General features: G+C 62.5%; 15 protein-coding genes. 9 read left to right on the top strand and 6 right to left on the bottom strand.

The window, feature by feature from the left end; all coding sequences use genetic code 11:
- Positions 1–12: 12 nt before the first annotated feature.
- From BN69_RS05740 to BN69_RS05730, 3 genes are all read right to left on the bottom strand, one after another.
- Positions 13–756, bottom strand: a complete 744-nt coding sequence (locus BN69_RS05740) for a tetratricopeptide repeat protein (protein WP_014890618.1) — start codon at positions 754–756, stop codon at positions 13–15.
- 77 nt (positions 757–833) lie between these two features.
- Complete coding sequence (locus BN69_RS05735; RefSeq protein ID WP_014890617.1) at positions 834–1,601, bottom strand: glycerophosphodiester phosphodiesterase family protein; 768 nt, start codon at positions 1,599–1,601, stop codon at positions 834–836.
- Positions 1,598–2,077 carry a RidA family protein gene (locus BN69_RS05730; RefSeq protein ID WP_014890616.1) on the bottom strand — a complete coding sequence of 160 codons (480 nt, stop codon included), beginning with the start codon at positions 2,075–2,077 and terminating at the stop codon, positions 1,598–1,600. Before BN69_RS05730 ends, BN69_RS05735 begins: the two co-directional genes overlap by 4 nt.
- A gap of 108 nt (positions 2,078–2,185) precedes the next feature.
- Here BN69_RS05730 and BN69_RS05725 point away from each other — a divergent pair, with 108 nt between their 5' ends.
- The 4 genes from BN69_RS05725 (at position 2,186) to BN69_RS05710 (ending at position 5,284) form a co-directional block, all read left to right on the top strand.
- The gene (locus tag BN69_RS05725) at positions 2,186–3,007 is read left to right on the top strand and encodes a cell envelope integrity EipB family protein (RefSeq protein ID WP_041926819.1); all 822 of its coding nucleotides are present in this window, start codon (positions 2,186–2,188) and stop codon (positions 3,005–3,007) included.
- 100 nt (positions 3,008–3,107) lie between these two features.
- On the top strand, positions 3,108–3,677 hold the full coding sequence (locus BN69_RS05720; RefSeq protein ID WP_014890614.1) for a pyruvoyl-dependent arginine decarboxylase: 570 nt from the start codon (positions 3,108–3,110) through the stop codon (positions 3,675–3,677).
- Positions 3,674–4,594, top strand: a complete 921-nt coding sequence (speB, locus tag BN69_RS05715) for an agmatinase (RefSeq protein WP_014890613.1) — start codon at positions 3,674–3,676, stop codon at positions 4,592–4,594. The genes BN69_RS05720 and speB overlap by 4 nt, the downstream gene beginning before the upstream one ends.
- Before the next feature lie 126 nt (positions 4,595–4,720).
- Positions 4,721–5,284, top strand: coding sequence for a hypothetical protein (locus BN69_RS05710; RefSeq protein ID WP_014890612.1), 564 nt, complete (start codon positions 4,721–4,723; stop codon positions 5,282–5,284).
- A gap of 21 nt (positions 5,285–5,305) precedes the next feature.
- Here the strand turns inward: BN69_RS05710 and BN69_RS05705 are convergent, their stop codons facing one another.
- Entirely contained in the window at positions 5,306–5,827 is a 522-nt protein-coding gene (locus tag BN69_RS05705; RefSeq protein ID WP_014890611.1) for a hemerythrin domain-containing protein, read from the bottom strand.
- Between the two features lie 554 nt (positions 5,828–6,381).
- On the opposite strand from BN69_RS05705, the gene BN69_RS05695 reads away from it, so the two are divergent.
- The 3 genes from BN69_RS05695 to BN69_RS05685 all read left to right on the top strand — a co-directional run bounded on the left by BN69_RS05695 (position 6,382) and on the right by BN69_RS05685 (position 8,882).
- The gene (locus BN69_RS05695; RefSeq protein ID WP_014890610.1) at positions 6,382–7,302 is read left to right on the top strand and encodes a Cof-type HAD-IIB family hydrolase; all 921 of its coding nucleotides are present in this window, start codon (positions 6,382–6,384) and stop codon (positions 7,300–7,302) included.
- The gene (locus BN69_RS05690) at positions 7,299–8,240 is read left to right on the top strand and encodes a phosphotransferase family protein (protein ID WP_014890609.1); all 942 of its coding nucleotides are present in this window, start codon (positions 7,299–7,301) and stop codon (positions 8,238–8,240) included. The genes BN69_RS05695 and BN69_RS05690 overlap by 4 nt, the downstream gene beginning before the upstream one ends.
- 126 nt (positions 8,241–8,366) lie before the next feature.
- Positions 8,367–8,882: a superoxide dismutase family protein gene (locus BN69_RS05685; protein WP_014890608.1), complete on the top strand. Its 516-nt coding sequence runs from the start codon at positions 8,367–8,369 to the stop codon at positions 8,880–8,882.
- Between the two features lie 195 nt (positions 8,883–9,077).
- Here the strand turns inward: BN69_RS05685 and BN69_RS05680 are convergent, their stop codons facing one another.
- Positions 9,078–9,878: an SDR family NAD(P)-dependent oxidoreductase gene (locus BN69_RS05680; protein ID WP_041926817.1), complete on the bottom strand. Its 801-nt coding sequence runs from the start codon at positions 9,876–9,878 to the stop codon at positions 9,078–9,080.
- Positions 9,879–10,102: 224 nt separating this feature from the next.
- Between BN69_RS05680 and BN69_RS05675 the strand changes: the two genes are divergently transcribed.
- Both BN69_RS05675 and BN69_RS05670 read left to right on the top strand, forming a co-directional pair.
- Entirely contained in the window at positions 10,103–10,561 is a 459-nt protein-coding gene (locus BN69_RS05675) for a copper resistance CopC family protein (protein ID WP_371212423.1), read from the top strand.
- Positions 10,558–12,177, top strand: coding sequence for a copper resistance D family protein (locus BN69_RS05670; protein ID WP_244435044.1), 1,620 nt, complete (start codon positions 10,558–10,560; stop codon positions 12,175–12,177). Before BN69_RS05675 ends, BN69_RS05670 begins: the two co-directional genes overlap by 4 nt.
- A 78-nt stretch (positions 12,178–12,255) precedes the next feature.
- Here BN69_RS05670 and BN69_RS05665 read toward each other — a convergent pair whose 3' ends face one another.
- Entirely contained in the window at positions 12,256–12,639 is a 384-nt protein-coding gene (locus BN69_RS05665; RefSeq protein ID WP_014890604.1) for a helix-turn-helix domain-containing protein, read from the bottom strand.
- Positions 12,640–12,683: the final 44 nt, after the last annotated feature.

Here is a 12,683-nt window from a genome sequence, read left to right as displayed (position 1 = left end):
CGCCGCGGCGAATCACATTGACGTCAGCGCGCGGCGGGAAAATTCGCAGGCGGCGAATTCTGGGTCGAGCCTGCAGGATTTCCTGTAGGAGCGACGCGCGAGGGCGATGCTTTTCTTTACGCCCTCGCCGTTGCGGTACGCCTGTCCGAGCATCGCGCACCCCCAGTGATCGTTGCTGGCGCAGGCGATCTTGAAGCTGCGAAACTGACAGCGCTCGCTGGCCTTCGCCGACAGCGACTCGAGCGGATCGCCTTCTTCGGCGGCGTTGCGCATATGCGCGGCGCGGTTGGTGCAGCCGGAGGCCTTGCCAAGCGCACAGGCCATTGCGAACATGAGCTGCGCGTAGCGCGGCGCGATGACGCTTTCGTTCTCCTGAAACGCCAGCGCCAACCGGAAGCAGTGTTCGCCGCTGCGCTTACCAATGCAGGTGTGATAGCATTCCTCAGGACGGGCCGCGCAGTGATCGCGCGTGACCGCTTCATCTCCCAGGAGCAATCCGCCAAGCGAGGCCTCCTTACGGAAGACGTCCGCCGGACAGGCGTGGACGCTGGACTGCAGCGTCTTGTCGCGATCCATTTCGGCTGTCGCGCGGCGGGCGCCGTCGGCGTCGAAGGATCCGTTTTTAATGTCGGCGATGGCCGTTCCGACTCCCAGGAGAGCCGCTATCCCGATTGTTAGCACAAGGCGAATTGAGCGTCCGCGCTGGCGCATGACGATGTTGCTCCCGTCGATCGAGGGCGCTCGATGACGATCCATGTCGCGTCCGATCGGCTCTGCTAACAAGAATTGGCGCTTGGGCGGATGCGGCGGCGCACGCCGCGCGACGCAGGCGCTTAAGGCGCGAAGCCCTCGAAGACGATCTGATCGGTCCATTCTCGCGCCCGCGCCGCCATTTCCGGCGAGCGCACGGTCCAGGCGGTTACCGGAAGGTTCAGCCCGTCGCGCAGCAGCAGCGGAATGGCGTGCGGAAGATCGCGCACGCGCCAAGACAGGAAATCCGGCAGCGTGCGCCTGTAGTGCAGAAAATGCGTGAGCTCCGCGCGCTGCGCGGCGGACAGCTGCGGCCAATCATCCGCGTCGTAATGCGCCTCGCCGACGATGCCGAGCGGGCGATGCGCGATCCCCAGCGCGGCGGCGCGCGCGCGCAGAAACGCGATCTGATCGGGATCGAAACTTTCGACGGCGACGGGCCCCTCATAACGCGCCAGCGACTGCGCCAAGCGCTGCGCGGCGGTCGTATCGCCATCGAAGGCGCTCTTGATCTCGACAATGATCGGCGTTCGCCCGCCGATCGCGGCGAGAAACTCGGAAAACCTCGGAATGGCGTCACCGGCGCCGCGCAGCCTCATATGGCTGAGCTCATCCGCGCTGTGCTTGGCGACAGCGCCGGCGCTTTCGGTCAGCCGCTCCAGCGTCTCGTCGTGAAATACGACGAGCTCGCCGTCGGCGGTGAGCTGCACGTCGCATTCGACGCCAAAGCCCGCGGCGATCGCCGCGCGGGCGGCGGAAATTGAATTTTCGATCACGCCCTTGCGGGCGTCATGCAGTCCGCGGTGGGCGATCGGCCGCGCCGTCAGCCACAAAAAATCACGGGAGTTCACGGAAGAATCTCGAAGATTCCTTCCACTTCGACCGCGGCGTCGAGCGGCAATTGCGCGACGCCGACGGCGAAGCGCGCATGTTTGCCATTCTCGCCCAGCACGGCGGCGATGAGATCGGAAGCGCCGTTGACGACTTGCGGCAGCGAAGCGAAGTCGGGCGCGCTGTTGACGTAGCCGCCGAGCCGCACGGCGCGCAGTTTCGCAAGATCGCCGACGGCGGCCGTGGCTTGGGCGAGGACGTTGAGCGCCGCCTGACGCGCGGCGGACTGCCCGGCCTCAAGCGAAACGCCGGCGCCGAGCTTGCCTCGATGCGCCGGATCGACGCCATTGGCGCCCAGCGGCAGCTGTCCCGATATGAACAGCAAGGCGCCCGTGCGGACAAAAGGCACATAGTTGGCGACCGGCGCCGCCGCGGCGGGCAGCGTCAGTCCCAGCTCTTTCAGCCGCGCGAGCGGGGTGTCGGACGATGCGGTCATGGCGCCTCTTCAAAGAGAAAGTCGTTGCTCCAAATGAAGCGCGACCCTAGTTTCCTACTCCACGCGACGCAATGGCGTCGCACGCGCCGCCACACAGAAAGAGGACCAATGATTTCGTCACGCGTGCTGGCCGCCGCGATCTGCGCGGCGACGCCCCTCGGCCAGGCGTTCGCCGAGCGGGCATTGCCGCTCGCCAATCATCGCGCCGTTTATGATCTGAGCCTGTTGAAATCGAGCGGCGCGAAGGCGCCGGCGCAGGCGCGCGGCCGGATCGCCTTCGACTTTTCCGGTTCGGCCTGCGAGGGCTATGTGCAGAACTTTCGCCAGATCACCGAATTGCAGCCCTCGGAAGGGGCGGCCAAGCTCTCCGACATGCGTTCGGCGACATTCGAGGGCGGCGACGGCGTGGACTTTCGCTTCAAGGTGGAGACCAAAGTCGACAATTCGCGGACAGATGAGGTCGACGGAAAGGCCAAGAAATCCGCCGACACGCGGCTTGCCATTGATCTTGCAAAGCCAAAGCGCACGCGACTGGAGCTGGCCGGTCCGATGCTCTTTCCGACCGAACATTTGCGCAAGATCGTGGAAACCGCCGCGGCCGGCGAACAGCTGCTCGAAGCGCGGGTCTTCGACGGCACGGGCGACGGCGAGAAGGCGTTCGATACCTTGACGGTCATTGGCAAGCCGACGACCGAGCCGCCCCAGGAAAAGGTCGCGCGCGTCAATGCGCTCAACAACATCCGTCGCTGGCCGGTCGCGATTTCCTATTTCGACCTTGGCAAGAAAGACGGGCAGCCGATTTATGTGCTGTCCTTCGACCTTTATGAAAACGGCGTCTCGCGCGCGCTGAAGCTCGACTATGGCGACTTCGTCTTGCGCGGCGACATGACGGATCTCATTTTGCAGCCGACGCCGGCCTGCAAAAAATAGCGTGGACGGCTGTTGGTTTTAAGGAGCGGGCCAGTTCGCGTGACGGTCTAGCCCGCCTGTCCCGATTGAAGCTTTGCGGTTTCTGCCAGGAGCGCGTTCGATGTTTCCCATTCCGCAATGCGTCTTTCTCACGCGCGGCGTCGGCGTTCACCGCCATCGTCTGACGGCGTTCGAATATGCGCTGCGCGACGCCGACATCGAACAGCAGAATCTCGTGGCGGTGTCGTCCATTCTGCCGGCCGGATGCGAAGTCGTTCCGGTGGAGCGGGGCGTCGCGACGCTTCAGCCTGGCGAAATCACTTTCACGGTGCTTGCGCGCGCCGAGACCGACGAGCCCGGACGGCGCGTCACGGCAAGCATCGGCCTCGCGCGGCCAAAGCAGCCGACGCTCTACGGCTATATTTCGGAACATCACGGCTATGGCATGACGGAGCGCGAGAGCGGCGATCATGCGGAAGATCTCGCGGCGACGATGCTCGCGTCGACGCTCGGGATCGAGTTCGATCCCGACGCCGCCTGGAACGAGCGCAAGAAGGTTTATGAAACGAGCGAGCTGATCGTCGAGAGCCTGTCTTTGACCGCGGCGGCCGAAGGCGCCGCCAACGGCGATTGGACCTGCGCGGTGGCCGCGGCGGTGTTCCGTTTCGTCAAACTCGACGGTTTGCCGTGAGCGGGGCGCCGACATTCGCCGCGCCGCCGACCTTCCTCGGCGTCGCCCCGCGCGCTGACGCGGCGGTCGTCGTCGCCGGAGTCCCCTTCGACATCGGCACGACCAACCGCAGCGGCGCGCGCTTCGGGCCGTCGGCGATTCGTCACGCCAGCCGTATGTTGATCGACGGCGCGCACCCCGCGCACTGGACGTCCCCCGTCGATCTGCCGCTCGCCGACGTGGGGGATTTCGCCATCGCGCTGGGCGACATCGCCGCAAGTCTCAAGCTCATCGAAGAGCAGGCCTCGGCCTATGCGCATCTCGTGACGCTGGGCGGCGACCATGGAATCACGCTGCCTCTGCTGCGCGCCTGCGCAAGAAAGCGCGGACCGCTGGCGCTGATTCATTTCGACGCCCATGTCGATACATGGCCCGACAATTTCGGCCAGCCCTATGCGCATGGCTCGATGTTCTATCATGCGATCAACGAAGGCGTCCTCGATGCGCGCCGCATGATTCAGATCGGCATTCGCTCGCCGGTGCAACGCGACGTCTATGACTGGACGCTTGGACAAGGCGTCACGATCGTCGCCGCGCAGCAGGCGCATGAGATCGGGCCAGCGGCGGTCGCCTCGCGGATCGTCGAAGTCGTCGGCGACGCCCCGGTCTATATGACGTTCGACGTCGACGCGCTTGATCCGGCCTTCGCCCCGGGAACCGGCACGCCGGAAATCGGCGGCCTGGCCACCTGGCAGGCGCAGTCGATCATCCGCAAGCTCGCTGGTCTGAACTTCATCGGGATGGACGTCGTCGAGGTGGCGCCGGCCTATGACGTTTCCGAAATCACCGCGCTCGCCGGCGCGACCATGGTCTGGGAATATCTCTGCCTGCTGGCGGCGTCAGCCGGTTCGTCCCGATCCGCCGCGCGGTCTCCTTAGCTCCCTCGCCAGCGTCAATGCGGCTCTTGCCAAGGGCCGGCTTTCGGCAGCACTCTGCTCCGAACAGCCGGATGCGGCGGGCCGCTTCGAAGCGGATCGAGGCGTGCAAGGCTAGGGGAGGGCGGCATGTCCAGTGTGGAGCGGCGGGCGCGAGAGGTGGTCGGCGTTTTCTCGGACGGCTATGTGCTCGAGAGCGCTGTCGAGGAATTGTTGAAGTCGGGGTTCGATCTTGGCGATGTCAGCCTGCTTGCGGGGGAACAGGCGATCGTCGACAAGCTCGGCCATAAATATGAAAAGGTGGAGGCCGCCGAAGACGACGCCGCCGCCCCGCGCGTGGCCTATGCGCCGAGGGAATCCTTGAGCAGAAAAGAAGGCGCGATCATTGGCGGTCTTGTCTATGTCGGCGCCACCGTGGCGGCCGGCGCGGCGCTCGCGTCGGGCGGAGCGCTGGCGATGCTTCTCGTGAGCGGCCTGATCGGCGCGGAATTTGGCGGCCTCATCGGCGTCGTGCTTGGCGAATTCATGGAGGAGCGTCACGCGAAATATCTCCAGGAGCAACTTGACCATGGCGGCTTGTTGCTCTGGGTGCGAACGCGAAACGCGGCGCTTGAGGAGACCGCCAAGCGCATTATCGCCAAACATTCCGGCCGCGACGTGCATGCGCATGACGTGCCAGCCGCCGCGGCGTGAATGACGTTGAAGCGGCCGCGATCAGGCCGCTTTTTTCATCAGCTCGGCTTTACGCTTCGACAGCTTCTGACCCAGGGCGTCGAGATCGACCTCGCTCTTGCGCGCCTCGGGAAATATTTCCTGCTCTTCTTCCTGGACATGATGCAGGACGTATTCGCCAAGCACCTTGACCTTTGCGTCGAAGAGATGGTCTTGCGGCGACATCGAGCGAATTTCCGCGATCAGCTGTTTGGCGCTTGCGTGCTCAACTTCGGCTTCGTCGAGAAGCTCTTCGTCGTCGATGTTCCTGCGCAGCGCCGGATAGAAGATCTCCTCCTCGATCTTGGCGTGAACGGTCAGCGCGGCGCAAATTTTTTGGGCGAGATCTTCCTTCTCCGATTCGTTTTCGAGCTTTTCATACTGTTTGAACCAGGTTTTCACCTCCCGGTGGTCCTCCCGCAGCAGCTTGATGGCGTCCGCTGTTTTGGAGGCGCTGGCCGACGTCTTCGCGCCCGATCGGGGCTTCGATCCTTTGGCGCTGCCGCCCGTGCTTGCCGTTGGCATTCTGGTTCTCCTTTGCGCGTTGTTTGACTGTTCTGTTAGGCGTGACGCGTCAGTGGCGGTCTGGTGCGTTTCACCGCGTCGCCTTCGGGCTGCGCGTAAGACATTTCACTCTCGGCCGCGACAAGTTCGGGTTGTTCGGTTTGGCTCTTTGCGAAGTTAGCCATGACGGATTCGCCCGCAGCGCACGTGAGCGAAACCTCGGGCGATCTGACTTGTTCCCCGAGCAGGAAAAATTCTCTTGGCGCCGAGAGAAGCGCAGCGCGTCGGAAGCGCAGAACCTTCGCGCGAGAAGCTCGCGGCAGGCGTCTGGCCGTCAGAACTGCGCCGCTCCAAGCTCGATCTTCGCGCATAAGCGCGAGACAGTATTTTAGACATCGAGGCTGTCGCTTAAGAGCGTCGGCGCCACATAGGACGGAGTGTCCGCCGTCAAGCGCACGTCGATCGTGGGCTCTCGTCTGGCTACTGCAGGCGCGATCATCATGTCCCCGGTCTCAACGCGATAGCTCGCTGCCTGTGGAAGGACGAAAGCGGCGACAAAGGATGGAAGGCCCGGAATGGCGCTTAGGGAGCAGATCGACGAAGCGCTCAGGGCGTTTCTGGCGGAGACCAATTTCACCGGATCGGGCGCGCTCATTACCGACCTTGACGGAACTGCGGTGCACGAGTTCGAGGGCCGCATCGTCATCCCTGATCCGGTCGCCTGCGGCTTGAAGCGCCTCAATGATCTTGGCCGCCCCATTGTGCTGAACACGCTTCGGTTTCCGCTGAACGTCATCCGCACCTTCGGGCGCGAGTGGTATGCGATCACCAATGCGCCCTTGCCGCTCGTCTCACTCAATGGCGGCGTCGTCGGCTATCTTAGAGAGGATGCGGCTGGAGACATCGTCTTCGAGGAGCTCGACGCCTTTCCGCTTGAGCCGGGGGAAATTGACGAGGTGCTGACGGGCGTGCGCGGGCTGCTTGCGAATGGCGTCGATGACCTGCTTGTCTTCTACTACGCGCGCGACTGGACGCTTGGCGAGACGATCTGGACGCCTGTCAGGGAGAAGATCCCCCATCTTCGCGCGAAATACACGAGCGCGTCGTCGATCGTCTGCCTCTCGGTGGATGATCTTCGCGATTCCTTGATGGCCCAGGACGTCTGCATGATGTTTCTGCTGGTCGAAGCGCCCCAGGATCGCCTGATGGCCTATCAGCATGTCAAGCGCTCGAATTTCGCGACGCGCAAGGGCGTCGACAAATTGTTCGGCGTGCGCGCCATCGCGGACCGGCTCGGCGTCGATCTGCAGGCCTCTGTCGGCTGCGGCGACACGCAAATGGATTCATTTCTTTCCGGCGTCGGCCTTGCCGTTCATGTCGGGTCGCGCGATCTGGAACATAAGGGACTGCTGCGAACGGTGAAGATTGAAAGCTCCCAGGAGCTTGGCGAACTGCTGTTTCGCCTTGGCGGCCTGCAGAGCGAGGCGCTGCAATGACCGCTGCGCAAGAAGCGCCGATCGATCCGCGCAAGGCGCGATCCAATGCGGGCAAAATTATCGAGCATCACCTCGGGTCAAAGCCGACGCGCATCGTCGCGCGTGGCGGCGGCATCACCAATTTCGTCTTCGAGGTCCGCCACGCCGAAGGCGATTTCATCGTCCGCATGAACACGACGCCGGACAAGCTGAAGGATTATCTCAAGGAGCAATGGGCGATCACCAAGGCCAGCGAGGCTGGCGTGCCGACCGCGAAAATTTTGGAGGTCGGCGCGGACATCATCGGCATGCCTTATATGGTGCTGCCGAAGGTCGAGGGGCAGGAGGCGACACATCATCCCGAACGCCTCGCGATTCTGCGGGAGATGGGACGCCTGACCGCTCTGATCCACTCGGTGAAGACGTCTGGCTTTGGCCAAACCTTCGATTGGTCAGGCAACCAGCTCTCGCGCAAGGAGACCTGGAAGGAGTATCTGCGCGGCGAACTGGAAATTGAAGCGCGCGTCGACCTGCTCGACGCGCAGCATATGCTGGACGTCGGCCAGCTTAAACGTCTGAGATCGGTCGTTCGCGACATGGAGCGCTGGGACCCGTCGCCCGTTCTCAACCACGGCGACATGCGGCTAAAGAACGTGGTCGCCGACGCCTCCGGGGCGATCACCGCCGTGATCGACTGGGAGTGCTGCGCCTCCAACGTTGCGCCGTACTGGGATCTTTCGATGGCGCTTCATGATCTCTCGGTCGACGCCAAGCAGGAATTTCTCATGGGCTATGGCCTGACGGAGGAGAAGATCCGCGAAATGGCGCCGATTATAAAGGCGATCAACCTCATCAATTACGCCCCCTATGTGAAGCGGGCCGCCGCGGAAAAGGACAAAGCTCGGCTGGAACAATATCGCACGCGCTTGTCCGGGGCGCTGGATCTATATTCGCTTTGACGGAATGCGTTCCCTATCCGGCCGCCCTTCATATATCAGCGTCGGAGAGCCTGGAACTGCGCCGGCGCGCTAGATATCATGCGACGCGGCGACGACCGCTGGCGCGCAAAAACGTGAGAGGGAAACATGTTCGACAAATTTGTCCTCGCCCTGGTTTCGATCGCTCTCATGACCGGCTTCGCACGCGCGGAGGAGCGAACCGCCGACGTCATCGACAACAAGGGGAAGGGGATAGGCTCCATGGAGGTCAAGCAGGGGCCGCATGGAGTCGTTCTTCGCGTCATGCTGCGGCCGGGCGCGCTCACGCCGGGCTGGCACGGCGTCCATCTGCACGAAGTTGGCGACTGCTCCGACATCGAAAAATTCATGCACTCGAAGGGTCACATCAATCCGGCGAACGCCGAACATGGGTTCCTCAATCCCAAGGGGCCGCATCCGGCCGATCTGCCGAATGTCTACGCATATGCCGATGGCTCCGCGCTGGCGGAAATGTTCATCGACGGCGTGTCCTTGAGCGGCGGCAAGATCAATCTCCTTGACGCCGACGGATCGGCGGTCGTGGTGCATGCGAGCCCTGACGACCACATGTCGCAGCCGATCGGCGGCGCCGGCGCGCGCGTCGCCTGCGCCGTGTTGAAATAGCGTCGGCGCGATGCGGGTGGCGGAAAGGATGTGCGCCGGGCCGATATGCCGAACGCGCCGTCAAAATTGATGATGCAGGCCGCTAGAGCGCTTCCCGAACACGTGGAATCATGTGATCGATAAGGAATCGCTCCAAATCAAAACGTTGGAGCAGGTTCTCATCGAATAAGTCTGTCAACTTTTTCGGAACCTGCTCTAGCGCCGCGCAGAATCCGGCTTGGCCATCCTGCGATGCTGTTTGGCGAGAAAGGTCGCGGGCATAGCGTGTATGAAGGTCGCGGAAATCTTGTTCCTCCATCCGCTTACGACTTGCGCCTGACCCTGCATCATCGCGTCGAAGCCGTCACGCGCGACGTCCGCCGCATTCGCCTTCCTGGCCTGCCCGACGCGCGTGTCCAACATGTCGGCGCGGCGAAAAAAGTCCGTTTCGGTCACGCCCGGCATAAGCAGGGAGACCGTAACAGTGGTGTCCTTCAGTTCGCTCCGCAGCGCGAACGCGAAATTCTCGAGAAATGCTTTGGTGCCGTTGTAAACGGCCTGGAAGGTTCCCGGCACCATGCCGGCGATTGAGCCGACGATGAGAATGCGCCCGGAGTTGCGGTTTCGCATGTCGCGGCCAAATTTCTGGATCGCATAGACCGTTCCGGTGATGTTGGTGTCGATGACAGCGCGAACCTTTTGAAAATCCTGATCAAGGAAGGCGTTGCCCAGGCCAATGCCCGCGTTGGCGATGAGGACGTCGACGGGCCGGCCGAATTGCTGAGCTGCGTCATAAAGCCGATCGACGCCTTCGATCGTCGAAAGATCGGCTTCAATCGCGACGACGCTGGCGCCTCGCGCTTCGAGACTCGCGGCGGCGTCATGGATGCGCGCCTTGTTGGATGCGATTGCGACATCGAAGTTATTGACGACGCAAACTTGCGCCAGTTCGAAGCCGATGCCGACGGAAGCGCCGGTGACGACCGCAAGCGGACGGCCGCTGGAAGTATGATCCATAACGCTCTCCTTTAGGGGATGCATACAACCTGTTTCTGAACTGGTTCGCGCATCGACATCGACAATGGGCGCGCGCATTTTTCCTCTCGTTCGTCGGTTATCAAGCCTGCTTTATCGCGACGACGACAGCATCGACGACGAGAGCGAACGGGCGAACGACCTGCAGGGCAGGGCGCGCGCTTTCGGCGGCAAATGCTCGGAGCGACGGCGCACAAACATCGGCGATGCTCCGCTTGCCGGTATACGCGCGCGACTTAGATGCAATGACGTTAACGGCCGAAGGCGCTGGTTTTCAACTAGGGCTCGCTATGATCCTGCGGAAAGAATTACCTTTTCTTCTGTCGCTTATCCTCGCGTTCGCGCTTGGGCGCGCTCCCTGCCTCGCTCATGCGGCTCTGATCTCGGCTTCGCCTCAGGATGGCGCAACGGTTCCAAGCGGAGACGTCGTCATTCAGCTTCGGTTCAATAGCCGCATCGACTCGAAGCTTTCGCGTCTCACGCTTCTCAAGACCGCCGCAGATCAAAGCGTCGTTCAGCCTCTCGAAACCAGCCCGGTCTCCGAAGGCCTGAAAGCGAGAGCGCCGGACTTGCGGTCGGGCGCGTATACGCTCGAGTGGCAAATCCTGAGCCTTGACGGCCACCTGACGCAAGGCAGGCTGAATTTTCGCGTGGAACGCCGATGATGCAGTCCTTCATCGCGTTATACGGTTTCTTGGATCTCGTGCTGCGCGCCTATCTCCTCGCGACGCAGTCGGTCGTTGTCGGCGGCGTGGCGTTTCTGACGCTCGTTCTGTCTCCTCTTGACGGGAAGCTAGACGTCGAGGAGGCGCCGATCGCGCGACGTTGCCTTCGCATTCTTTTTTGGAGCTGCTGTGCTTCGGTCGTCGGCGAGATCGTCGCCGTGGGCGTGCTGACCGCGATGCTCGTCGGAACGCTGCAGGTGGATTTTGCGGTCGCGGCCAGCGCCGACGCCGTCGTCAGTCATTTCATCGCCATGATCCTGTCGGGCGCGCTGGCGCTTTACGCCCGCCTCGACGCCCGCAGCTTTTTCATGTGGCGGATGGGCGCCGTCGCTTTAGCGTTGCTGCTGGCTTGCGCGCATGTGGGCGTGACGCATGCCGCGAGCCGTCCCGTCGCCTCCGCATTGCTGGTGACGACCGAGATTGTGCATGTGCTCGCAGCGGCGATCTGGATCGGCGGCATACCGTTCTTTTTGGTCGCGCTCGGAATGACGAAGCGCGGCGAGGCGCGGCGGTTTATCGCCTCCAGATTCTCGCGGAGCGCCATGTGGGCCGTGGGAGCGTTGATCATCGCCGGCCTCTTGATGATGACGCGCCATACGCCCGATCTCACGGCGCTGTATGAAACGAATTACGGAATGCTGCTCAGCACCAAGATCGTGCTCCTGTTTGGCTTGCTTTGCTTTGCCGCCGCAAATCTTTCAACAACGCGAAAACTGTGGCGCGTTTCTGCCACGCCGATCAGAAGATTATTGCGTTTCGCCGAGGTGGAGGTGGGACTGGGCCTCGTTGCGCTGTTTTGCGCCGCCGCGCTCGCATCGGCGTCGCTCCCGATAGACGGCGGCGCCGAGCGCACGAGTCTGTCTGAAATCGCGGCTCGTTTTGCGCCGCGTTGGCCGAGTTTCCATAGTCCAGCATATGCCGAGCTGTCTGCCGCGAAAGCAGCCTCCAGCGTAGCCGAACCCCAAACATCCGGCCCGCTCAGCCCGGCGGACATCGCCTGGGCGGAGATGAACCATCATCTGGCGGGCGTTTTTGTCGTCCTTATGGGCGTCTTCGCCTTGCTGGAGCGCCATCGGCGAACGGCGCCGGTGGTGCGTCATTGGCCTCTGCTGTTTTTATTGCTTGGCGGCGTTCTGGTGATTCGCGCCGACGAAACCGCATGGCCCCTCGGGCCCATCGGGTTCTTTGAAAGCCTTCGCGACCCTCAGATCGTCCAACACAAAGTCATTACGATCCTCATTGCGACCTTTGCGATATTCGAATGGCAGGTTCGACGAGGCCGCTTCAAGTCCGACTGGCCGGCCTTCGTCTTCCCGATAACGACCGGCGCGGCGGCGGCGTTCTTGTTGACGCATTATGGACACACGGAAGGCGCGGAAGAGGTTCTGATCGCGATCAGTCATACGCCGATCGCATTGCTCGGGGTTGTTTCCGCAAGCGCGCGCTGGCTGGAAATACGTTTGTCGGACAGCGTCGCGGGTCGAATTGGCGGTTATGTCTGGCCCGTCGCATTCATGCTCTCGGGCGTCTTGCTGCTGCTTTATCGAGAAGCGTGAGCTACACTGTGCGCTGCGACGGGTATATCCGCGAGAGCCGTCTCGAACGCCAGAGCGATTTGAGACGTGCGATATCGTTTACGAAAGCCACTCCACCGGCACATTCAAAGCCTGCGCGAGCTTCGCGATGGTCTCGGGGGTTCCCGTACGGCGGCCGCTTTCGAGATCGGACAGATAGCCCTGACTGATGCCGGTTTTGAAATTCAAATGGAGTTGCGTTTCGTCGCGCCAGTTGCGGATGGCTTTCAACCGACTCTCGCCTCGAAGAATCGCCGCGCTGACCTCCGGGGGCAGCACGACGCCGCCAGCAGCCAATTCGGCCTTCCGAGCGTCGTAAATGGCGGTGTCGTCGGCATCCTCGGCCTGGTGATCGGCGCGGTCGACGAGCGCCTCATATTCGGCCCGGGGCAGCACCACCAGCTCTTCGCCGCCGGGCGTCCGAATGATCTGTGGCGCACTCATAGCCTTAGCTCCTCTTGTATGTCGTCGTGGCCCGCCGCCTGTCA

Origin of the sequence: Methylocystis sp. SC2 (assembly GCF_000304315.1) — a bacterium.
Taxonomy (GTDB): Bacteria; Pseudomonadota; Alphaproteobacteria; order Rhizobiales; family Beijerinckiaceae; genus Methylocystis.
Note: the sequence above shows the minus strand (reverse complement) of the source record. Positions and strands in the feature narration are given on the sequence as shown.

Excerpts from the sequence above, each read along its gene's own strand:
- BN69_RS05740 (WP_014890618.1), bottom strand. The coding sequence starts at position 756 with ATGGATCGTCATCGAGCGCCCTCGATCGACGGGAGCAACATCGTCATG.
- BN69_RS05730 (WP_014890616.1), bottom strand. The coding sequence starts at position 2,077 with ATGACCGCATCGTCCGACACCCCGCTCGCGCGGCTGAAAGAGCTGGGA.
- BN69_RS05725 (WP_041926819.1), top strand. The coding sequence starts at position 2,186 with ATGATTTCGTCACGCGTGCTGGCCGCCGCGATCTGCGCGGCGACGCCC.
- BN69_RS05720 (WP_014890614.1), top strand. The coding sequence starts at position 3,108 with ATGTTTCCCATTCCGCAATGCGTCTTTCTCACGCGCGGCGTCGGCGTT.
- BN69_RS05710 (WP_014890612.1), top strand. The coding sequence starts at position 4,721 with ATGTCCAGTGTGGAGCGGCGGGCGCGAGAGGTGGTCGGCGTTTTCTCG.
- BN69_RS05705 (WP_014890611.1), bottom strand. The coding sequence starts at position 5,827 with ATGCCAACGGCAAGCACGGGCGGCAGCGCCAAAGGATCGAAGCCCCGA.
- BN69_RS05695 (WP_014890610.1), top strand. The coding sequence starts at position 6,382 with ATGGCGCTTAGGGAGCAGATCGACGAAGCGCTCAGGGCGTTTCTGGCG.
- BN69_RS05690 (WP_014890609.1), top strand. The coding sequence starts at position 7,299 with ATGACCGCTGCGCAAGAAGCGCCGATCGATCCGCGCAAGGCGCGATCC.
- BN69_RS05685 (WP_014890608.1), top strand. The coding sequence starts at position 8,367 with ATGTTCGACAAATTTGTCCTCGCCCTGGTTTCGATCGCTCTCATGACC.
- BN69_RS05680 (WP_041926817.1), bottom strand. The coding sequence starts at position 9,878 with ATGGATCATACTTCCAGCGGCCGTCCGCTTGCGGTCGTCACCGGCGCT.
- BN69_RS05675 (WP_371212423.1), top strand. The coding sequence starts at position 10,103 with ATGCTCCGCTTGCCGGTATACGCGCGCGACTTAGATGCAATGACGTTA.
- BN69_RS05670 (WP_244435044.1), top strand. The coding sequence starts at position 10,558 with ATGATGCAGTCCTTCATCGCGTTATACGGTTTCTTGGATCTCGTGCTG.
- BN69_RS05665 (WP_014890604.1), bottom strand. The coding sequence starts at position 12,639 with ATGAGTGCGCCACAGATCATTCGGACGCCCGGCGGCGAAGAGCTGGTG.